General features: G+C 30.8%; 21 protein-coding genes. 16 read left to right on the top strand and 5 right to left on the bottom strand.

Annotated features, from left to right (window positions below; all coding sequences use genetic code 11):
* Positions 1-376 precede the first annotated feature (376 nt).
* The 6 genes from trxB to lepB all read left to right on the top strand — a co-directional run bounded on the left by trxB (position 377) and on the right by lepB (position 6,326).
* A complete protein-coding gene (gene trxB, locus JHL18_RS18470; protein ID WP_200271937.1) occupies positions 377-1,318 on the top strand; it encodes a thioredoxin-disulfide reductase in 942 nt (313 codons plus the stop codon).
* 1 nt (position 1,319) lies between these two features.
* Positions 1,320-1,550, top strand: coding sequence for a glutaredoxin family protein (locus tag JHL18_RS18465; protein WP_200271935.1), 231 nt, complete (start codon positions 1,320-1,322; stop codon positions 1,548-1,550).
* Entirely contained in the window at positions 1,550-3,010 is a 1,461-nt protein-coding gene (locus JHL18_RS18460; protein ID WP_200271934.1) for an NADP-dependent glyceraldehyde-3-phosphate dehydrogenase, read from the top strand. The genes JHL18_RS18465 and JHL18_RS18460 overlap by 1 nt, the downstream gene beginning before the upstream one ends.
* A 188-nt stretch (positions 3,011-3,198) precedes the next feature.
* Positions 3,199-4,005 (top strand): TrmB family transcriptional regulator, encoded by an 807-nt coding sequence (locus tag JHL18_RS18455; RefSeq protein WP_200271932.1) that lies wholly within the window; start codon positions 3,199-3,201, stop codon positions 4,003-4,005.
* A gap of 22 nt (positions 4,006-4,027) precedes the next feature.
* Positions 4,028-5,404 carry an MATE family efflux transporter gene (locus JHL18_RS18450; RefSeq protein WP_200271983.1) on the top strand — a complete coding sequence of 459 codons (1,377 nt, stop codon included), beginning with the start codon at positions 4,028-4,030 and terminating at the stop codon, positions 5,402-5,404.
* A gap of 331 nt (positions 5,405-5,735) precedes the next feature.
* Complete coding sequence (gene lepB, locus JHL18_RS18445) at positions 5,736-6,326, top strand: signal peptidase I (RefSeq protein ID WP_207753051.1); 591 nt, start codon at positions 5,736-5,738, stop codon at positions 6,324-6,326.
* Positions 6,327-6,370: 44 nt separating this feature from the next.
* On the opposite strand, the gene JHL18_RS18440 is transcribed toward lepB, so the two are convergent.
* From JHL18_RS18440 to JHL18_RS18430, 3 genes are all read right to left on the bottom strand, one after another.
* Positions 6,371-7,747 (bottom strand): DUF4179 domain-containing protein, encoded by a 1,377-nt coding sequence (locus JHL18_RS18440; protein WP_200271930.1) that lies wholly within the window; start codon positions 7,745-7,747, stop codon positions 6,371-6,373.
* Positions 7,740-8,306 (bottom strand): sigma-70 family RNA polymerase sigma factor, encoded by a 567-nt coding sequence (locus JHL18_RS18435; protein WP_200271928.1) that lies wholly within the window; start codon positions 8,304-8,306, stop codon positions 7,740-7,742. The genes JHL18_RS18440 and JHL18_RS18435 overlap by 8 nt, the downstream gene beginning before the upstream one ends.
* 291 nt (positions 8,307-8,597) lie before the next feature.
* Entirely contained in the window at positions 8,598-9,026 is a 429-nt protein-coding gene (locus tag JHL18_RS18430) for a CBS domain-containing protein (RefSeq protein ID WP_200271926.1), read from the bottom strand.
* 198 nt (positions 9,027-9,224) lie between these two features.
* On the opposite strand from JHL18_RS18430, the gene JHL18_RS18425 reads away from it, so the two are divergent.
* Both JHL18_RS18425 and JHL18_RS18420 read left to right on the top strand, forming a co-directional pair.
* A complete protein-coding gene (locus JHL18_RS18425; RefSeq protein ID WP_200271925.1) occupies positions 9,225-9,530 on the top strand; it encodes a hypothetical protein in 306 nt (101 codons plus the stop codon).
* A 215-nt stretch (positions 9,531-9,745) separates the two neighbouring features.
* Entirely contained in the window at positions 9,746-10,564 is an 819-nt protein-coding gene (locus JHL18_RS18420) for a rhomboid family intramembrane serine protease (protein WP_200271923.1), read from the top strand.
* Between the two features lie 51 nt (positions 10,565-10,615).
* Here JHL18_RS18420 and JHL18_RS18415 read toward each other — a convergent pair whose 3' ends face one another.
* On the bottom strand, positions 10,616-10,843 hold the full coding sequence (locus tag JHL18_RS18415; protein ID WP_183279241.1) for a glutaredoxin family protein: 228 nt from the start codon (positions 10,841-10,843) through the stop codon (positions 10,616-10,618).
* An 877-nt stretch (positions 10,844-11,720) separates the two neighbouring features.
* On the opposite strand from JHL18_RS18415, the gene JHL18_RS18410 reads away from it, so the two are divergent.
* The 4 genes from JHL18_RS18410 to disA all read left to right on the top strand — a co-directional run bounded on the left by JHL18_RS18410 (position 11,721) and on the right by disA (position 15,963).
* Complete coding sequence (locus JHL18_RS18410) at positions 11,721-12,443, top strand: GntR family transcriptional regulator (RefSeq protein ID WP_200271921.1); 723 nt, start codon at positions 11,721-11,723, stop codon at positions 12,441-12,443.
* Complete coding sequence (nagB, locus tag JHL18_RS18405; protein ID WP_200271919.1) at positions 12,440-13,168, top strand: glucosamine-6-phosphate deaminase; 729 nt, start codon at positions 12,440-12,442, stop codon at positions 13,166-13,168. The genes JHL18_RS18410 and nagB overlap by 4 nt, the downstream gene beginning before the upstream one ends.
* A gap of 353 nt (positions 13,169-13,521) precedes the next feature.
* Entirely contained in the window at positions 13,522-14,880 is a 1,359-nt protein-coding gene (gene radA / locus JHL18_RS18400; RefSeq protein ID WP_200271916.1) for a DNA repair protein RadA, read from the top strand.
* Positions 14,881-14,898: 18 nt separating this feature from the next.
* Positions 14,899-15,963 carry a DNA integrity scanning diadenylate cyclase DisA gene (disA, locus tag JHL18_RS18395; protein WP_200271914.1) on the top strand — a complete coding sequence of 355 codons (1,065 nt, stop codon included), beginning with the start codon at positions 14,899-14,901 and terminating at the stop codon, positions 15,961-15,963.
* Between the two features lie 368 nt (positions 15,964-16,331).
* Here disA and JHL18_RS18390 read toward each other — a convergent pair whose 3' ends face one another.
* Positions 16,332-16,730, bottom strand: coding sequence for a nucleoside triphosphate pyrophosphohydrolase family protein (locus JHL18_RS18390; protein ID WP_200271912.1), 399 nt, complete (start codon positions 16,728-16,730; stop codon positions 16,332-16,334).
* 290 nt (positions 16,731-17,020) lie between these two features.
* On the opposite strand from JHL18_RS18390, the gene JHL18_RS18385 reads away from it, so the two are divergent.
* The 4 genes from JHL18_RS18385 to cysS all read left to right on the top strand — a co-directional run bounded on the left by JHL18_RS18385 (position 17,021) and on the right by cysS (position 22,408).
* Positions 17,021-18,130 (top strand): PIN/TRAM domain-containing protein, encoded by a 1,110-nt coding sequence (locus JHL18_RS18385; RefSeq protein WP_200271910.1) that lies wholly within the window; start codon positions 17,021-17,023, stop codon positions 18,128-18,130.
* Between the two features lie 13 nt (positions 18,131-18,143).
* Positions 18,144-18,827, top strand: a complete 684-nt coding sequence (gene ispD, locus JHL18_RS18380) for a 2-C-methyl-D-erythritol 4-phosphate cytidylyltransferase (RefSeq protein ID WP_200271908.1) — start codon at positions 18,144-18,146, stop codon at positions 18,825-18,827.
* Between the two features lie 421 nt (positions 18,828-19,248).
* Entirely contained in the window at positions 19,249-20,961 is a 1,713-nt protein-coding gene (locus JHL18_RS18375) for a proline--tRNA ligase (protein ID WP_200271906.1), read from the top strand.
* A gap of 49 nt (positions 20,962-21,010) precedes the next feature.
* On the top strand, positions 21,011-22,408 hold the full coding sequence (cysS, locus tag JHL18_RS18370; RefSeq protein WP_200271979.1) for a cysteine--tRNA ligase: 1,398 nt from the start codon (positions 21,011-21,013) through the stop codon (positions 22,406-22,408).
* Positions 22,409-22,422: the final 14 nt, after the last annotated feature.

Below are 22,422 nucleotides of genomic sequence, written 5' to 3'. Positions count from 1 at the left end.
AATTAATTTATTGTTTTTGATAATATCAGATTTGTAGAACTTTCACCAATGTATAAATCTATGGTTGAATTAATAATGGAATAATCACATATATGAAAAAATATAAATAAGAAGTTATGCATGTTCAAAAATCATGGGCCTATACTCTTTAGGTATGAATAACTTAATAGGTGAACTAAGGACCTTATAATAAAAAAACTTGAATAATAAATATAATTAATAAAAAACTATAAGATAGAAGAGGTGTAGATAATTAATAATAATTATCTTGTAAAAATAGGTTGCAAAATGAGTTTATAGTGCTATAATAATATTAAGGATACCCCTTGGGGGTAATTAAAACTGTCAGAAGTATTACTAGGAAAGAGGGAAAAACATGGCGAAAAATGAAAAGCTAATTGATTTAATGATAATAGGTGGAGGACCTGCTGGATTAACTGCGGCTATTTATGCAGCTAGAGCTAAACTAGATATGGTTCTTTTAGAAGATGCTATAGTAGGTGGCCAGGTAAGAACTAGTTATTCCATAGAAAACTATCCAGGATTTAAAACAGTTGAAGGTAGTAAACTAGCAGATTTAATGCAAGAACAGGCACTTGAATTAGGTGCTAAAATAGATGAATTTGACTTAGTAGAAAGAGTAGATTTTTCTGAAAATGAAAAGATAGTTGAAACTACTAGTTATATATATAAGCCTAAAGCAGTAATAATAGCAACAGGGGCAACTCCTAAAAAGCTTCCTATACCAAGTGAAGAGAGTTTCTCTGGTAAGGGTATACATTACTGTGCAGTTTGTGATGGAGCTATGTATGAAGGAAAAGTTATTGGAGTAGTTGGTGGTGGAAATTCAGCTCTTGAAGAAGCTTTATTCCTTACTAAGTTTGCATCAAAGGTAGTAATGATAAGAAGATATGACTATTTTAAAGGGGAAGCTGCAACTCTTGAAGAAGTTTTACACCATCCAAAGATAGAAGTTATGTACAACTGGGACTTAGTTGATGTATCAGGTGAAAAATTCATGGAGAAAGCTAAGATAAAGAACACAAATACAGGAGAAGAAAAAGAGATCCAGATGGAAGCTGTTTTTGGATATATAGGAACAGAACCTAAGACTGGACATTTCAAAGACTATGTAAATCTAACTCCTCAAGGGTATATATTAGCAGATGAAAATACAAGAACAAACATAAAAGGTGTGTATGCTGCTGGTGATGTGAGAGAAAAGCAATTTAGACAAATTACAACTGCAGTAGCAGATGGAACTATTGCTGCACTTGATGCAGAAAAGTATATTTTAGAAGTAAAGAGAGGTAAGTAATATGGTAAAAATATATTCAACATCATGGTGTCCTTGGTGTGTTAAAGCAAAAGACTACTTTAAGATAAAAGGAGTAGAATACTCAGAGATAAATGTAGCTGATGAACATGAATTTAGAGAAGAAGTATTTGCTGTATCTGGTCAAAGATCAGTGCCAGTTATCGATATAAACGGAGAAGTAATAGTGGGTTTTGATAGAGAGAAAATAGATAGAGCATTGGAGGTAAAATAATGTTTAGCGATATACGTAATGAGAGTGTATATAAAAATCTTGTAAATGGTCAATGGATTGAAACAAATACAAAAAAATTAATAGATATAAAATCACCAATTGATCAATCATTGGTAGGAAGCATTCAGGCTATGAGTAAAGAAGAAGTAAACGCTGCTATACAAAATGCTAGCGAAGCTCAATTATCTTGGAGGAATGTTCCACTAAATGAAAGAGCAGATATTCTTTATAAAACTGCAGATATTTTAGATAAAAAAGCAGAAGAAATAGCTAATATAATGGTGAGAGAAGTTGCCAAAGATAAGAAGAGTGCTGTTTCAGAAGTTACAAGAACTGCTGATTATATTAGATTTACTGCAGATGCTGCTAAGAGTATGGAAGGTGAGTCAATACCTTCAGATCCATTCCCTGGCTTCAATAGAAGCAAAATTTCAGTAGTAACTAGAGAACCATTAGGTGTGATACTTGCAATATCTCCATTTAATTATCCTGTAAATCTATCTGCCTCAAAGATAGCACCAGCTGTAGTAGCAGGTAATTCAGTAGTGTTAAAACCAGCTACGCAAGGGAGTATTTCAGCTTTATATCTAGCAAAAGCTTTCCAAGAAGCAGGTCTTCCAGCAGGGGTATTAAATACAGTTACAGGAAGAGGTAGTGAAATAGGTGACTATGCAGTTACTCATGATCATGTTGATTTTATAAACTTCACAGGAAGTACTGAGGTTGGTAAGCATATATCACAAATAACTGCAATGAAACCACTTCTTATGGAACTTGGAGGAAAGGATGCAGCTATAGTTTTAGAAGATGCAGACTTAGACCTTACAGTTAAAAATATAATAGCAGGAGCATACTCATATTCAGGTCAAAGATGTACAGCAGTTAAGAGAATATTAGTAATGGAATCAGTTGCAGATGAATTGATATCTAAACTTAAGACAAAGATTGAAGCTTTAAAGGTAGGTAATCCTTTAGAACAGGATCAAGTTGATGTTGTTCCTTTAATAGACACTAAGTCAGCTGATTTTGTAGAAGAACTTATGAGAGAAGCTGAAGAAAAAGGTGCAAAACTTATAATTGGTGGAAATAGAGAAGGAAACTTAATATATCCAACACTATATGATAGGGTTACAATAGATATGAGATTAGCATGGGAAGAGCCATTTGGACCAGTACTTCCTATAATAAGAATTAGTGATAGAGATGCTGCAATAAAGATAGCTAATGCTTCTGAGTATGGATTGCAATCATCTGTATTTACAAAAGATATTAATGCTGCATTCTATATAGCATCAAAACTTGAAGTTGGTACTGTTCAAGTCAATAACAAGACTGAAAGAGGACCAGACCACTTCCCATTCCTAGGAGTTAAATCTTCAGGTATAGGAACTCAAGGTATAAGATATTCAATAGAAGCAATGAGCAGACCAAAAGCTATAGTTATAAATTTAGCTGATTAGTTATAAATGTAAGTGATAAAAACCTCTTTAGGATGATTTGTAAAGTTATCCTAAAGAGGTTTTTTTATTTGAAGAATAAGAGGATTAAAAATCTATTATTATATATTCAAGTAAATTAGTGTTTGACTTAGAAAATAATTATGTTGTACAATAAGTACAACATACAAGAAGTGTGATCAGGAGGATAAATGGAAGACTTAATTAATAAATTACAGGATTTTAATTTTACAAAAACAGAAGCTGAGGTTTATATATGTTTGCTTAAGAATGGTGAGCTAAATGGTTCTCAAATATCTAAATTACTTAATATATCGAGAAGTTCAATATACAGTTCTCTAGAGAACTTATATAACAGAGGAAATGTGTTAATGCTTTCTGGTGAGCCAACTGTATATAAAGCTCAGTCACCAGATACCTTGATAAATAATATAAAAAATAACTACCAAAATTCTATAGATATATTGGAGAAATCTTTAAGTAATATTGATAAATTTAAAATGGATGATCAATATTGGAATATGAAAGGGTATTCGAATTTTATAGATACTACTAAAAGATTACTATTAGAGACTGAAAATGAAGTATATATATCTACTACTTTTGAATTAAAGTTATTTGAACAAGAAATAAAGCAATTAATTAAGAAGAATGTTAGAGTAATAGTGTTTTCCTTTGAAAGCCTAGACATAAGTGGATTAGATGTAGAATATTATCATCATGAAAGTAAGAGTATGTTTTATGATGGCAGGAGATGGATGATGATTGTTGATAATAAAAAATCACTTATAGCGAATGAAACACGTGATGGTGATATATTAGGAACTATAACAGAAAATTCACTAATGGTATCAATAGTTGCAGAACATATACATCATGATATATATCTTTTGAAGTTAAAGAATAAGTATAATCAAAATATGGTTACTAAAGATATATTAATCAATAGTGGTTTCGAACTTGGATCGTCAGTTTGTGGAGACAATAAATATAAGTAACAACATAATTATTAAATCGGAGATGAGTATTTTGACAAATAAAAAGAAAGAGAAAAGGCAACTAACTGTATTTAACTTAACATGGCCTATCTTTATAGAAACCTTACTGTTTATGCTACTAGGAAGTGTAGACACATTGATGTTAAGTAGATATTCTGATAATTCAGTAGCGGCTGTTGGAGTATCCAATCAGTTGATATCGATGATGAATATAATGTTTGGAATATTATCTACAGGTACTTCAGTACTTATTGCTCAAAACTTAGGTGCTGGAAACAAAAAGATGGCTTCAAAAGTAGCTACGGTATCATTAATTATTAATCTATTATTTGGACTTTTACTTAGTGGAATAATGTATTTTGCTGCTCATGGTATATTGGGTGCTATGGGCATTAGACCAGAGCTTATGAAATTTGCAGTGCAGTATCTACAGATAGTAGGCGGATTTCTATTCATGCAAGCTGTGATGATGACTTGCACAGCTATAGTTAGAAGTCATGGACTTACAAAGATATCAATGTATGTTACCATAGGGATGAACGTATTACATGTTGTGTTAGATTATATATTTATATTTGGTGCTTTTGGAGTTCCTGTGTTAGGGGTATCTGGGGTTGCGATATCTACAAATATTAGTAAGTTCCTTGCACTTATTGTAATGATTTTTGTGGTATTTAGAAATGTTGAGAGAGGGTTTAGCTTAAAAAATTTAAAACCATTCCCTACAAAAATAGTAAAGGACCTTTTAAAAATAGGGGTTCCTACTGCTGGAGAGCAGCTTTCATACAATGTATCTCAGCTTGTTATAACATACTTTATCAACTTCTTAGGAAATGAAGCACTAACTACAAAAGCTTATGTGCAAAATATTGTAATGTTTGCATATTTGTTTTCAATAGCTATAGGGCAAGGTACTGAAATACTTATAGGACACTTAGTTGGTGCTGAGGAAAATGATAAAGCTTATAAAACCTGTATTCACAGTCTAAAACTGGCTTTGAAGATATCTTTTGGAATAGGAATTATATTCGCCATACTTAGAAATCAAGCCTTAGGAATATTTACTTCTAATCCTAAAATATTAGCAGTAGGTGGAGTGATTCTGATAATAGATGCGTTTTTAGAACCAGGACGTTCCTTTAATTTAGTAGTAATTAACTCTTTAAGAGCTTCTGGAGATGTTAAGTTCCCTGTGTACATGGGTATATTCTCAATGTGGGGAGTTAGCGTAACCTTATCGTATCTGCTGGGCATAAAATTAGGTTTAGGACTTGCTGGGATGTGGATAGCTTTCGCTTGTGATGAGTGGTTCAGAGGAATTTTAATGCTTTGGAGATGGAGAACAAGGAAGTGGGAGACGATGGCATTTGTAAAAAAGGGAATGGTTCAGCAAGCATAATTAAGTAGTGCAAATTAAGTATATTATTTAGGCTTTTACTTTATAGACAAATCTAGGTTTGTAATTCAGATCTAGATTTTTTTATCGTGATTAAACACTAAGTTTAAGAGATGTAAAAAGTATAAGTGAAGTGTTTTAGCATATTATAAACCTAATGTAATAATAAATATATTTATTAGCTATGGTGGTAGGTTGAATTTATATTAGTTAGCAATAAATTTACAAAATATATCTAATAAGTTAATAAAGTTTAGAAGGATTTTTAAATTGTGTAAGTAATATTATATAGATAGAGTTAATTTATAATATTAATATGGTTATAGGAGGAAGCATGATAGAAAAAAAGAAGATATTAAAAGAGGCAATGAGTTGGATTTACACAATTGCTGGAGCATTAATTTTAGTGACAATACTTGATACAAAAGTTTTCGCTATGGTTCAAGTGCAACAGAGGTCCATGGAAAATACTTTACACGAGGGGCAGGAACTGCTTGTAGATAAGGTAAGCTATGGTTTTACTGAACCTAAAAGAGGTGACATAATAATATTTTTAGAAAATAGGAGTAAGGAGAACTCTTTTGAAGACTTTAAGATATTCTTAGATGACGTTACTCAGAAAAAACAACAGAATACTAGACTAGTTAAAAGAGTTATAGGTATTCCAGGTGATGAGATAGATTTAAGAGATGGTTATGTATATGTAAATGGAGAAAAACTTAATGAAACATATACTCAAGGTACAACAGTAACGGAAGGAATTAATTTTCCTTTAAAAGTATCTGAAGGAAAATTGTTTGTTTTAGGGGATAACAGGGAAGTAAGCATAGACAGTAGATCTTTTGGTCTTATCGATAAAAAGCAAGTTGAAGGAAAAGCAAGACTAAGAATATGGCCTTTAGACAAAATTAGTTCTGTAAAATAGCAAAATAACCACTGAGAATTAGATGTTCTCAGTGGTTTTTTTGATTATTTAAGGTTAACTTCTAGTGGTTCTCCTTGAACTAATGTATTACAATATGGAGCGTAAACACCATAAAGATACTCTTTACTTTCATTGATGTTTTTAAACTCAACAATATAATCATTATTATTAGCTGAATTTTGATTTTTATAAAAACTAATGTCGTCGAAAGAAATACTGTTATCAAACTCATCGTTTTTATTTTGAAGCCATATCGGGAAGTTTTGTTTTAGCAAGTTCCTTGGATCATTTAATTCAATATAAAATTTTATATTATTAGAAATTCTCTCTATGTTATTAACATTTATATTTCCAAAATCATTTAATTTAAAATTTTGAAACGTTTTTAAATCATACTTTTTAGAAATTTCCTCAGAATACTTATTTGCTTTACTTAAGTCGTTTTGGATATCAACTAAGTTAGTTTTATATGCTACTATATACAGCTTTTTAAAATCCTTTTCTATATTAGGAAAGTAGTCTGATATATAGGTTTGTTCATCCATAGATCTAGAAGATCTATCTTTATATATTCGCCCTTTATCATCATAAAGGTAAAAAGAAAAGTCATTAGGATCTGATATACCTTTTGGTAGAGTATATTTTATCGATGTACCTAAAGGGCTTATTTTTATTCTATCTATTATTATTTGCTCGGAGGCGCTTAGACTAATCTTTCCTACATTCTCTTTACTTATGGTTTCCTTTATTATTTTCTCTCTTGAAACTGGTAAAATAAATTTAACACTTACGTCATTGACTAGAGTATTATGAATTTCTATTGAGAGATCAAATCTTTTTGGCGGCTTTTTTGAAGGATCTGTTTCAAAGGTAGTCACTACTAAGAGGGTGTTATCATCAATAATTTTTGAATTATTATGAGCAGACATAAACAATTCGAACGAATTTGGTAGATATGGAGTTATCATAAAATCATTTATGCTTTTACCATCCTTACTTTTTTCAGTGTTCAATCCAGGCTTATAAATCCTCATAGCAACCATAACATTTTCATCATCAGCCATGAGCTTATCTATAGTGAATTTATATCCGTCTTTTTCTTGGCTTAAGCCCACATAACTAGAAAAGTCTTTGAACTCTTTATAGTAGCCTAATTTCTCATATAGAGAATCTATAACTGGTATACTTTCTATAAAAGATTGTGCAAAAGCAGGTTTAACTGTAAAAGTTCCAACTGTTATGAAAATAGCTAGTGAAGCTGCTATGTACATAAACTTTTTCTTATTGAAAACTTTATTATTTTTTCTGAAATTATTTTTTAATTGTTTAATTTCTAGGTCTGTTAAGTCCGTTTCTATATTGCCAAACTCTTCTTCGTTAAAAGAAGATGAATTTAATAATTCATATATATTATCATTCATTGACAACACCTCCATAAACACTAGTTAATTGTTCCTTTAATTTTTTCTTGCCTCTGAAAATCCTGTTATCAACTGAAGAGCGAGTGAGATTTAAAGAAGAACATATTGTGTTTATGCTATCTCCAATAAGATATCTTCTTATAAAAATTTCTCTATCAGGATATTCTAATGTATTTATAATATTTAAAAGTTCACTTCTGTTTTCATTATCTAGTATTATATCTTCTGTACTTTTTTCATTTATTAGAGTAATGTCATCAATATCACATTGATTTTTAGTTTTCAAAAGTTTTCGCTTGTAATCTATTGCGTTATATTTACTCACTGCAATTAACCAAGAAGTGAATTTTGACTCCTCAGATTTATAAGAGGAGATGTTATTCCATATCTTTAAGATTACGTCATTTAAGCACTCCATACAGTCTTCTCTATGATCTGCTCCTAGAACAGAAGTTATTACTTTAAACATTAAGTTGGAGTAGTTATCTATGACGTAGTCTAAGGCAGAAGGATTCTTCTTTATCAGCTGAGGTATAAAGTTTTCACTAGTGATCTTCATTTTGCACCGTCCTTTCATATATAACTACGTAGGTATAATTAAAAATCTCTCAAACAAAAGATTTAATAACCTGAATTTTATTGGAAAAGTTTATAAGCAGTGCTATGAAAATAAGTATACTACAATAAGTGAAAATACTGCTAAAGCGATATTTTCTTCAGCAATTTTTTGATTATATAATCTGTGGTGTGTAGTCCCATTAAAAATAAAAGATAGTAAGCTAAAAAGTAATAAATACTTTTAGCTTACTATCTTAGGGACTTTTATTATTAAATATAGGCTTTGTGCTTATTAATAGTTTTGAGTACCAGGTTGAGATATATCACTTAGTGAGTGGCCAGCTTTTTGATCAGCTTGAGGCTCTGTTGCTAAATCTCCAAGGGATACTACACCAACCAATCTTTGATTTTCAACTATAGGAATTCTTCTTATTTGTTGTTGACTCATTATTCTTGATAAATCTTCTAAGCTCATGTCTGGTGAAGCAGTTACAGGATTAGTTGTCATAACATTTTTAACAGCTTCGCTTGAGGTATTAGCTCCAGAGGAAACGGCTCTTAAAGTTATGTCTCTATCTGTTACTATGCCTATAACCTTATCTCCGTCACATACTGGAACTGATCCTATATCATATTCTTTCATAAGTGTTGCAGCTCTTTCAATAGTATCATTTGAAGATAAACTTACGATAGATTTACTCATTATATCACTTGCTTTCATAAAAACACCTGCCTTCAATTAAATTTCAACATTAGTGTTTCCTTAAAAAATAAAATATTACTAGGAAAATTTATATGGTTATATTTAACATTTAATATGGATAGTTAAGATATAATAATATTAATTGATATTACTAAGGTTTTATTCTATAAGTTTTAGTAGATATTTTGAAATTATAATATAAAAGGGGTGAATTTATTGGAGGATATAATTTTTAGTACATTCTTAATTATATTTGGTGCAATGGTATGTGGTGCTGGCTTTAGAGCTTCAGATGAGAGGATCAAGAACTTCTCGAATTTTAAAAAATATAATAAAATTTCAAATGATTTAATAAAGTTTTTGAGAACTCAAAACATTGTAATCGGAGTGGCCCTAATACTAACTGGATGTTTAAACTTTTATACAACTTTATCTACAACAATATTAGCATTCATAATAGTATCTATATACTTAATTACAATAATATTAAGTTTTATAGCTAAGAGGAAGTATATATATTAGCCTTATTATTTAATGAAAGCTAAGATTTGATTGTGCGGTTAGCAATAAAATAAGCAACATAATATTAGCATAGTATTAAAAAATCCCTCTTAGAGGGGTTTTTATTATATAATAATAGAACATGGTTTTATATCTAGTTAATTGATGATTATTTGGATATAATTAAAATATAAAGCTTAGGATTGATTTTACATTTAATATAAGGAGTGAATAGAGTGCAATGGTTAAATAAATTAGAAAGAAAGTTTGGTAGGTTTGCAATAAAAAACTTAATGATGTATATAGTGGGAGCAAATCTATTTGTATATTTAGTTGATTACTTGTTCAGAGGAAACGGATTATTTCAAACTAGTTTATCTTATAAACTTTTATTTATACCTAGTCTTGTTTTAAAAGGTGAAATATGGAGGATAATAACATTTATTTTTATACCACCGGGATCATCTCCGCTATTCATAATATTTGTTTTATATTTTTATTATATGATAGGATCTACCTTAGAAAATGAGTGGGGAAGTTTCAAGTTTAATGTTTATTATTTTGTTGGTGTTATTGGTACTATAATAGCTGGATTTATATCAGGGGGAGCATCGGCAGAATACCTAACACTCTCACTATTTCTAGCATTTGCATATGTGTATCCTGATTATCAAATACTATTATTCTTTATAATACCTGTTAAGATAAAATATTTAGCTTGGCTTGATGCAGCATTCCTAGCTTTGTCCTTTATAGGAGGAGGTCTAGATGCTAAGTTAGCTATAGTTGCTGCCTTGATTAACTTCGTATTATTTTTCGGTAAAGATATATTAAATAAAGGGAAGCATGGCACTTATGCTTATAACAACAAGAAAAAATTCAAAAATAAAACTAAGCATATTAAATTAGTATGGAGACATAAGTGTGAGATATGTGGAATAACAGAAAATGATGACCCTACAATGGAGTTCAGATATTGTTCAATTTGTGAAGGAAATCATGAATACTGCATAAATCATTTAAGAAATCATGAGCATGTAAAAAATCAAAATTAGACAAAAATAAATGAAGGTATCTCAATGTTGAGATACCTTCATTTATTATAATTAAAGGCCTAAAGCTTGATCTATAGCAGGTTTATCAAATCCAACTATTACGGTGCCGTTTATATCTAAAACAGGAACTCCCATTTGTCTTGACTTATTAACCATTTCTTCTCTAGCAGTTAAATCTTCTTGAACATTTAGTTCTTCATAATTAACTCCTTGTGATTTTAAGTAGCTCTTTGCCTTAACGCACCAAGGGCATGAATTAGTTGTATATACTTTTACCATAACATTTCACTCCTTATTAACAAATAATTATTATCTAAATTCATTATACCTCATGAGGGTATATTATTCAATACAAAAGTTATTTAATCTTTTATATTATATGAATACTGATAGTTAATGCTTCTAAAATAATAGTTAAAATTATTTAATTATGTTTTTATCTTCTAAGTTATCATTTAAGATATAGTTTTCATTTTCTGTAGTATACGTGCTACCTATATTCGTAAAAAACTTAGAGGATAATGATTCAGACATCTGGTCTTTTAGTGGGTTTGTATTTTGTATTCGGTTTAATGTTAATTTATCTATTAACATGCCTAAGTACCTCTCTTTCTTGTATATATTGAATTTAAATGTAATTCAATATGATATTTACAAGTTTGATTCTTATATAGAAAGTAACTTTACATTATTATGATTTGACTATATGAAGATAATATACATATTAAAAAAATTAATCTTTAAGTTATTTTAAATACACTTTATGTTTAATATGGTTAATGAGTTTATACTATCTTTATATAAAATTATTTGTATAAGTCTGTTACAGATACATAATCAGGTTATCTCTCTATAAGGACTCTTTAATACTATCAACGTATAATGCTATAATATGTTTTGTGGAGGATCTTATGGATCACTCTTTAATGTATGGTAAAAGTGGATACTACTTCATAGATAGATGCAATGAAGGCTTTAATGCAACCTTGTATATATGAAGTTACGTATAACATAATTAAGGGGATGATTATTACAACTATTTCATTTCTGAAATTATTTTTACTTATAAATAAAAACAAAGAAATTAAAGTATAGTAGTATAGTGGTCTAGACAAGTGGAGAGATTTATAATATAATTAAATTAGGAGGAACGAAAATGATAGATAAGAATAGTCCTATACCAGTTTATTATCAGTTGAAGGAAGATATAAAGAGAAAAATATCTCAAGGAGTATGGAAGGTTGGTCAGTGTATAGATAGTGAGAGAGAGCTTTCGGAGAGTTATGGAGTAAGTAGAATGACAATAAGACAAGCTCTTGGAGAACTAGTTCAGGAAGGTATACTGATTAGAGAAAAAGGAAAAGGAACCTTTGTATGTGAACCCAAAGTAAAGCAAAAAGATATGATGAGCTTCTCTAATATAATTAAGAAGCTAGGTGGGAAACTAGAAACTAAGGTTTTAGGATTAGAGATTATAGATACTCCCGAAGATATGCATGATATATTTTCTTTTGATAAGCTTTATAGAATAGATAGAATGAGAATTGTAGATGGTGAGACCATAGCAAATGAAATAGTATATATACCATGTGATTATTGTGGATATATAGATGAAAAATTATTAGAAGGTTCACTTTTTGAGATATTAGAAGGCTTTGGTTACAAGATAGATTATTCTCAATCTTCGATAAAAGCAATAATAATGGATGACTATTATAAAAAACTATTTAATGTAGATAGAGACGTTCCTTTGATTAATATATATTCTAAAACTATAACAAATAATGGGAAGATTCTTTTCGTAGAAGAATCTACCTACAGATCAGATAAGTATTTATTAGAAGTAGATATTTCAACACGGGAGGGGAAATTTAGATGAAAATAATAATTGCTAAAAACTATGATGAAATGAGTGAAATTGCAGCTCGAGAAATTGCTGATTTTATAAATAACAAACCAGATGCGGTTTTAGGTCTTGCTACTGGAGGAACTCCAGCAGGAATGTATAAGGAGCTTATAAAGCTAAATAAGGAAGGAAAAGCAGACTTCTCTAAAGTAACTAGTGTAAATCTTGACGAATATGTTGGGCTAAGTGGGGAACATGAACAAAGCTATAGATATTTTATGGATGATAATCTATTCAATCATGTTAATATAGATAAAAGTAAAACTTTTGTTCCTAATGGGTTAGCAGAAGATATTGATGCATCATGCAGAGAGTATGATGAAAGAATATCAGAACTTGGTGGAGTTGATCTTCAACTGCTTGGAATAGGTGGTAATGGACATATAGGTTTTAATGAACCAGCTGAGTACCTATATCAAGGTACACACCAAACTGAATTAGCTGAAAGTACTATAGAAGCTAATGCAAGATTCTTTGATTCAATTGATGAAGTACCAAAGAAAGCTATAACTATGGGCATTGGTGGAATAATGAAATCAAGAAAGATACTTCTTTTAGCTAGTGGAGAAAATAAAGCTGAGGCAGTAGCACAACTAGTAAGTGGAAAGATAAGCACAAAGTCACCAGCTTCAATGCTACAAATGCATGCAAATGTAGTAGTTGTTGTTGATGAAGCTGCAGCTAAGTTTATAAAATAATAATATATATTAAAAATGTCACATATTTGTGACATTTTTTTTATATATAAGAAATTATAAAAATTTAGGTTATTTTATTTATATAATCCATTTATTTTACTAAATTCTTATGCCTAGAGCAAAAATAGAGTTTATTTATATGATATACTTTAATATGTGTATAATATTATTATATAATGTTTAATATTAACAAAATAATGTATGATAAATGCAAAGTTTATTTAGAATTTTACAGTGTTTTAACTATAAAGTTCAAAATATAAATTTTATTATGATAAAATATGGTTATATTTTTATTAAAATGAAAGAATATTAATATATGACAGGAAAAGATAAAGTAGTAGGTGGATATAATGGCTAAAATTAAAACTCTATATGTTTGTCAGCAATGTGGTTATGAATCACCAAAATGGTTAGGAAAGTGCCCGGAATGTAATTCGTGGAATTCTATGCTAGAAGAAGTAAAGGAAGTAAAGCAACAAAAAGCATCCTTACTATCAAGACAAACCAGTTCTCCTAAGCAAATAAAAGATATTAAATCTGGAGAAAAAGAAAGATATGATACAGGAATTATTGAACTAAATAGAGTTTTAGGTGGCGGACTTGTAAGAGGCTCTCTTACATTAATATCTGGGGATCCAGGTATAGGAAAATCCACACTGCTTCTACAAACTGCTAATAATATATCAAAAAGATATGGAAAAGTTCTTTATATTTCTGGTGAGGAATCAGAAGAACAGATTAAAATAAGAGGAGATAGGCTGGGAGTTGAAGCTGAAGAATTATACATAGTGTCAGAGACTAGCCTCGATATAATAGAAAGCTATATAGAAGATATAAAACCAGTTTTTGTAATAATTGACTCTATTCAAACCATATATAAAGAAGGGGTTACTTCTGCACCAGGAAGTGTGTCTCAAGTTAGAGAATGCTCTAATGTGATAATGAGAATGGGGAAAAACAACAATATTCCTTTGTTTATAGTGGCTCATGTGACTAAACAGGGTGAACTAGCAGGACCTAGAGTGCTAGAGCATATGGTTGATACAGTACTTTCTTTTGAAGGCGAAAGAACAGAAGAATTTAGAATACTCAGAACGATGAAAAATAGATTCGGAACAACTAGTGAAATTGGAGTATTTGAAATGAGCCAAGAAGGTCTTATTCAGATTTATGATCCATCAAGAATGTTTTTAGAAGATACTAGTTATAATCAAGAGGGATCTATGGTTGTTGGACTTATGGAGGGTACAAGACCAATACTTGTAGAAATACAAGCGTTAGTTACAGAGACTAAAGCTGTCATGCCAAGGCGTACAGGAGTAGGTATAGATCATCAAAGACTTAGCTTAATTTTAGCTGTGCTTGAGAAAAAGATAAGAATACCATTCTATAATAGTGATGTTTATTTAAATGTTGTAGGTGGACTTAATATAGAAGGTACCACTGCTGACTTAGGGATAGCATTAGCACTTATATCCTCATCTAAAGGAAATGCAGGAGCATTAGAAAAAGTAATGATTATTGGTGAAGTAGGACTTACTGGAGAGATAAGACCAGTAAACAATTGTGATAGGCTGGTAAATGAAGCACAAAAGATGGGTTTTACCAATGTAGTAGTGCCATATAGGAACTTAGATAAGCTTAATAAGGAAGGACTAAACGTAATTGGTGTCAGAACTTTAAAGGAAGCAGTAAGCAAGATTTTCTGATAGGTCGGTGAAAGATATATGAGAATAGAAAATGATAAAGAAATTAAAAACATATTAAAAATAGTTGGTCCAGGAACGCAGCTTAGAGAAGGTCTTGAAAATATATTAAGGGCTAAGACTGGAGGGCTTATAGTACTAAGTAATACTGAAGAGGTTATGAGGATTGTTGATGGAGGATTTACCATAAATTCTGAGTATTCACCATCATATATTTACGAATTGGCAAAGATGGATGGGGCAATTGTAATAAGTTCAGATTTAAAAAAGATTATTTGTGCGAATGCTCAGTTAGTACCAGAGTCGTCTATACAGACTTTTGAAACAGGCACAAGGCATAGAACTGCGCAAAGAGTAGCCAAACAAACAGGAATGATAGCAGTTGCAATCTCTCAAAGAAGAAATATAATAACTATATATAAAGGCGAGTTAAAATATGTACTGAGAGAAAGTAGTGTTATATTAGCAAGGGCTAATCAAGCTGTGCAGACACTTGAAAAGTATGTGGCAGTTTTAGATAGAGTTATTAATAATCTGAATTTATTAGAATTCCAAGACTTAGTAACCTTATTTGATGTAGTTACTGCTATCCAAAGGACAGAAATGGTAATGCGAATAGTAGGGGAGATAGAACGATATATAGTTGAACTTGGAAATGAAGGAAGATTGATTTCCATGCAGTTAAATGAGTTAATAAAGAATATAGAGCAAGATGGAATACTTTTAATAAGAGATTACTGTAAGGTTAATATGGATCATAATGAGATATATAAAGATTTACAGAAACTTAGTCAAGAGGAATTACTAGATTTAGATATGATAGGTAAGCTTTTAGGATATGTATCGGTTCCAATGATAGATACATTAATTTCACCAAGGGGCTATAGAATTCTAAACAAGGTGCCGAGAATTCCTGCAACTGTTATAGAAAATCTTATAAAACATTTTAAGGAATTGACAGCAATTCTAGAGGCTACCACAGATGACTTAGATCAAGTTGAAGGTATTGGAGAAGCAAGAGCAAGAGCAATTAGGAATGGGCTAAGAAGAATAAAGGAACAAGTTTCATTAAATAAGCAATTATAAAAAGTTAGCAGGTTATAATCCTGCTAACTTTTTATTTGCTTTGTTAGTTTTCTATGTTTCACTAATTAAAGGCTTTTAGAACTTAACACATTGTTAAGAAAGATAAAATTATGCATACTCATCTAATTTACAGCTTATTAGAATAAATATTGCAAGATCACATAAAAGTTTTGTAAATTTAATACTAAAAGTATAATTATTTGGATATCATATATACGTGGTAAAAAAACATAAGGTAACACTTATTACGATTTCAGTAAAGTATTATAAATTTAATATTAATGAATACGTTTAAAATTTGTGAAATATTAAAAAAATACAAAGTTGTGTTATTAAAATACAACAATTAGGAAATAATTATTAAAGCGTTATCTAAATGTAAATTTTCCTAATGTATTTATTCGGTCATATTCCTTTATCAGTATATCGTAAAGGTTTAAGTCTAAGGAGTTGCAAAGCGAAGTAAGATAGAAGATATTATTACCAATCTCTCTTTCAATAATTTCTCTGCAACCTTCGCATAGTTCTCCTTCAAGATGACTTTTTAAACATTTATCTAAGACATCTATAGAATCATCTTCTTCAGGAAGACATTGTTTATTAGCAGAAATTTTTACGCACCCGCAATTTGTTACAGCTTTAGCTACAGCTCTATTCACCCTAGCATTAGACTCTTGAAATTTAGATAAAATATCAAGAATACTCTTGTGTCTTAGTAGTGATTCCTGCACAGCATTTTGAAAATCATCGAATATAACGTCCTTCATCGGTATCACTCCTTTTGATAAATTAGTTTGATATTTAATTTAATTATAAGTATTTTCAGATAATTTTGTCAATGAAGTAAGATGCGATCATCCTTAGATATTATATTAAAGCATTGCTATTTTTTTTTATAGGGGGTATTCAAATAGTAATTTATAGAAAGTTCAAATCTATTCATTATGTTTTTTAGAAACTATATGTTATAATTGTTTAAAGGATTTTATAAAAATTATTGTTTTAAAGAATGTATTTCAATATAATGGAAATACTAAATAATAGGAGGTGAATAATATTGGTAAAAAAACTTTTTAGACTTACTTTCACTATAATTGGATTAGTAGTTGGCTATTTTATAGCGGATGGGCTTATAAGAACGAATTATATAGCAAATAATTTTTCATCTATAAAAATGCCAGTAGTAGCTTTAATTTTTTATTCTTTATTTATTATTATTTTCGGACTTATACTTTTTATTGTTTCTCCACTTTTGTATAGAGGTATATCAAAGTTAATAGATGCTATAGAAAGCAGTGCACAGAAACTCACTGCCAGTGAAATATTATTTGGTGCATTAGGTGCGATAATATCACTAATAATAGCATCATTATTTATGCTGCCACTTAATGGTGTGTTAAATAAGATACATGAGATATTAGCTCAAGTAGTCTTCATTGTAGTTAATCTTGTTGCATTGGTAATTGGAGTGGATATTTCTGTTAAAAGAAGAGATGACATAATAGCTTTATTTGACGGATTAAAAAGAAGTTCAAGCAAAGATAAAAAGAATAAACATGGAGTTAAACCATATCCAAAAGTTTTAGATACATCTGTTATAATTGATGGAAGAATATTTGATATATGCCAAACGGCATTTGTTGAAGGACCATTGGTTATCCCAAGTTTTGTTCTTGATGAACTAAGACATATATCGGACTCATCAGATTCTTTAAAAAGAAATAGAGGAAGAAGAGGACTAGATATACTTAATAAGATTCAAAAAGAGCTAAGTATAGAAGTTCAGATTTGGGAAGGTGATTTTCCAGACATTCAAGAAGTTGATTCTAAGCTTTTAAAGCTTGCTCAAACCTTAAGTGGAAAAGTTGTAACTAATGATTATAACTTAAATAAAGTTGCGGAGTTTCAAGGAGTACCAGTTCTTAATATAAATGAATTGGCTAATGCTATAAAGCCGGTTGTACTTCCAGGTGAAGATATGACCATAACAATTGTTAAAGATGGTAAGGAATCAGGTCAAGGTGTTGCATATCTTGACGATGGTACAATGATAGTTGTTGAAGGCGGAAGAAAGTTTATTGGAGAAAATATTGATGTAACAGTTACTTCAGTACTCCAAACTGCTGCAGGAAGAATGATATTTGCGAAACAGAAAGAAGTAGTTTAAAGGGGTTATTATTATGTCGAAGGCTTGTGCAATTATTGTTGCTGGTGGCAAGGGCAAGAGGATGGGAACTGACATAGCTAAGCAATATATAGATATTGGGGGAAGACCAATATTATATTATGCAATTAAAGCCTTTGCAGATTGTAGTTCTATAGATGAAGTAATATTGGTCACTCAAAAGGATGAAATACAATATTGCAGGAGCGAAATAATCGAAAAGTTTAATCTGCCTGTGAAAAAGATTGTTGAAGCAGGAGCAGAAAGACAGGATTCCGTATATAATGGATTAAAATCCATACAAGATTGTGATATAGTACTGATTCATGATGCTGCTAGACCATTTGTTACTAGAGATATAATTGAAAGTGGTATAACATATGCTAAAGAATTTGGAGGAGCAGCTCCAGGAGTTACACCTAAAGATACTATTAAGATCAAGGGTGATGACGGATTTTCTTTATCAACGCCTAATAGAAGTACATTATTTGCAGTACAAACACCACAATGTTTTAGATATGATGAGATAAGACAATGCCATGAAAAAATAAAAAGTAATAATATATCAGTAACTGATGATACTATGGCTTTTGAACTGTTTCATAGCAAAGTATTTTTATACGAAGGTGACTATAAAAATATAAAGATAACTACTCCGGAAGATTTGATTTTAGCAGAAAGCTTTGTAAAACAAGTATAAGTGTTCTGTAAATATAAGAAATATGTTACAAGAAGTTAAAGAATATTTTCATATATTGACACACTTTTTTTAAAAAGTTATAATGAATTAATCAAATTTAATATTGAAAAGCATTGAAGAAGAATAGTAAGAGCAACCATACAGAGAGAGAATCCTTGGCTGAAAGATTTTCGCCTGCTTTGAACCTACTTCTGAGTTGTAGATAAAAACTATCGGTCTAATACCGTTATTATTAGTTGAGTACAAATTTAGGTGGTACCGCGATATAAGTTCGCCCTAAGCATAGGGGTGGACTTTTTTTATTCTTTTTTAAAAGACAGATATGCAAAAAGACGCAAATGAAAGTTGAATTAGCAGTTTTTTACTTAAATTAAAAGTATGTAATTTTATAATTGCTTTAAAGATAGAGGAGGATACGCAAATGAAAATGTCAAATATGTTAGTTTCTACACTAAGGGAAGTACCTGCAGAAGCTGAAATAGATAGCCATAAGCTTATGCTAAGAGCAGGTATGATGAGAAAGATGGCTTCAGGTATTTACAACTATATGCCACTTGGACTTAAAGTGCTTAAAAAAGTTGAAGATGTAGTAAGAGAAGAGATGGATAGTGCTGGAGCACAAGAATTCTTAGCGTCAGCTATGATTCCAGCAGAGTTGTGGCAAGAATCTGGTAGATGGGATGCTTATGGTGCAGAGATGTTTAGGCTTAAGGATAGAAATGAAAGAGATTTCTGTCTTGGACCAACTCACGAGGAAGTATTTACGGATATAGCAAGAAATGAAATAAAGTCATATAAACAATTGCCAGTAAATCTTTATCAGATACAAACTAAATATAGAGATGAAAGAAGACCAAGGTTTGGGGTTATGAGATCTAGAGAATTTATAATGAAGGATGCTTATAGCTTTGATAAAGACGAAGCGGGACTTGATATATCTTATAGCAAGATGAATAAGGCATATGTCAATATATTTAATAGATGTGGACTGGATGCAAAATGCGTTGAGGCGGATTCAGGAGCTATTGGAGGGTCAAACTCAGCAGAATTTATGGTTAAATCAGAAGTTGGTGAAGATGATATAGTATTTTGTACTTGCTGTGATTATGCAGCAAACATAGAAAAGGCAACATCAACTCCAGAGTTAGCAGAAGCTGAAGAATTAAAGGCGCTGAACAAAATAGAAACTCCAAACACTAGAACAATAGAAGAACTGGTAAAATTCTTTAATACTACAGAAAAGAAGTTTGCTAAAACTCTTATATATAATGCAGATGGCAAGATAGTTGCAGTTATGGTAAGAGGAGATAGAGAAGTAAACGAAACAAAGGTTGCAAATGCACTAGGTGGAGTTACAAACCTAGATATGGCAGATAATGAAGCTGTAGTGAAAGCTACTGGAGCACAAGTAGGGTTTGCTGGTCCAATAGGAATTAAGGTTGAAGCGTTGTTAGTTGATACTGAAGTTGCGAAGATGTATAACTTTATAGTTGGAGCTAATGAAACTGGCTACCACATAGAAAATGTAAATTACGGAAGAGACTTTGAGGGTACTGTAGGAGATTTTAGGAACATAACCGAAGGAGAAAAGTGTCCACACTGCGGAGGAGAAATTACTATATCAAGAGGAACCGAAGTTGGTCACATATTTAAGCTTGGTACTAAGTACTCAGTTGCTATGAATGCAAACTTTATTGATGAAAATGGAGAACAAAAGCCATTCATGATGGGATGTTATGGTATAGGAATAACAAGAACAATGGCATCTATAATAGAACAGCACCATGATGAAAATGGTATAGTATGGCCACTTTCTGTAGCACCATATCAAGTTGCAATAGTAATTGTTAATATAAAGGATGAAGCTCAAGTGAAGGTAGCTACTGAACTTTATGAATCTCTTAAAAAGAGAGGTGTTGATGTAATCCTAGATGATAGAAATGAAAGAGCTGGGGTTAAATTTAAGGATGCTGATCTTATGGGAATACCAATGAGAATAACAGTAGGTAAGAAAATCACTGAAAATCAAGTAGAGTTTAAGTTAAGAAATTCTCAAGATATTGATGTAATAAATATAGATGACGTATATAATACAGTAAAAAAACAGTTTGATGAAGCTGGCTTATATATATAAAAACTTAATAAATATATAGAATTAGTTTATAAAGGGAGGGTTGTTTATGATGAAAATATATAATAGTCTTACAAATAGAAAAGAAGAATTTATTCCAATCGAACAAAACAAGGTGAGGATGTATGTTTGCGGACCTACTGTATATAACTTCTTTCATATAGGAAATGGAAGAACTTTTATAGTATTTGATACCATAAGAAGATATTTTGAGTACAGAGGTTTTGAAGTTAAGTTCGTTCAAAACTTTACAGATATTGATGATAAGATGATCAATAAAGCCAACGAAGAAGGAACAACGGTTAAGGAATTAGGGGATAGATATATAGATGAATACTATCAAGATGCAGACTCTCTTAATATAGAGAGAGCTACAGTTAACCCTAGAGCAACTGAATACATGGATGAGATTGTAAGTTTTGTAAAAGATCTTGTTGATAAAGGTTATGCGTATGAGGTTAATGGAGATGTTTACTTCTCTACTAAAAAATTCACTCACTATGGAAAGTTATCAGGTCAGAATGTAGAAGATCTACAAGCTGGAGCAAGAATAAATGTTGATGAAAGAAAGCAAGACCCTATGGATTTTGCAGTATGGAAAGCTCAAAAACCAGGTGAACCAGGATGGGAAAGTCCGTGGGGCTTAGGAAGGCCTGGATGGCATATAGAATGCTCTTGCATGGCAAAGGATATACTTGGTGAAACAATAGATATTCATGCTGGTGGATCAGACTTAGTATTCCCTCATCATGAAAATGAAATAGCTCAAAGTGAAGCTCTTACAGGAAAACCATTTGCAAACTACTGGATGCATAGTGCTTTTCTTAATATAAACAACCAAAAAATGTCTAAGTCATTAAATAACTTTTTTACAGCAAGAGAAATACTAGGTAGATATGAGGCTGATGTAATAAGATTTTTAATGTTATCAGCTCATTATAGACAACAACTTAACTTTAGTGAGGAACTTTTAGAATCTGCAAAGGCATCAATAGAGAGAATGTATAATGCTATAGCAAATTTAGAAAACTTACTTGAAGAAGTTAAGGTAGAAGTTGCTACGGAAGAAGAAAAAAGTTATTTAAGTTCTCTAAGTAAACATAAAGAAAAGTATATAGAGAGAATGGATGATGATTTTAATACTGCAGATGCTATTACAGCTATCTTTGATTTAATAAAGGATATTAATACAAATATATCAATAAACTCTTCTAAGGAAGCTATAGTTGAAGCCTTAAAGCTTATAAGAGAACTTGGTGGACCTTTAGGGATATTGCAAAAATCGACTAAGGTTTCACTAGAGGATGAGATAGAGCAGCTAGTTGAACAAAGACAGCAAGCTAGAAAAGATAGAAACTGGGCATTAGCAGATAAAATTAGAGATGAGCTAAAAGATAGAGGTATTGTTCTTGAGGATACACCTCAAGGTGTAAGATGGAAAAAGCTTTAATCTTTTAGTAAGCT

It is taken from the genome of Clostridium yunnanense (genome assembly GCF_016595795.1).
GTDB lineage: Bacteria > Bacillota > Clostridia > Clostridiales > Clostridiaceae > Clostridium_AR > Clostridium_AR yunnanense.
This window is presented reverse-complemented; position numbering and strand designations above follow the sequence as displayed.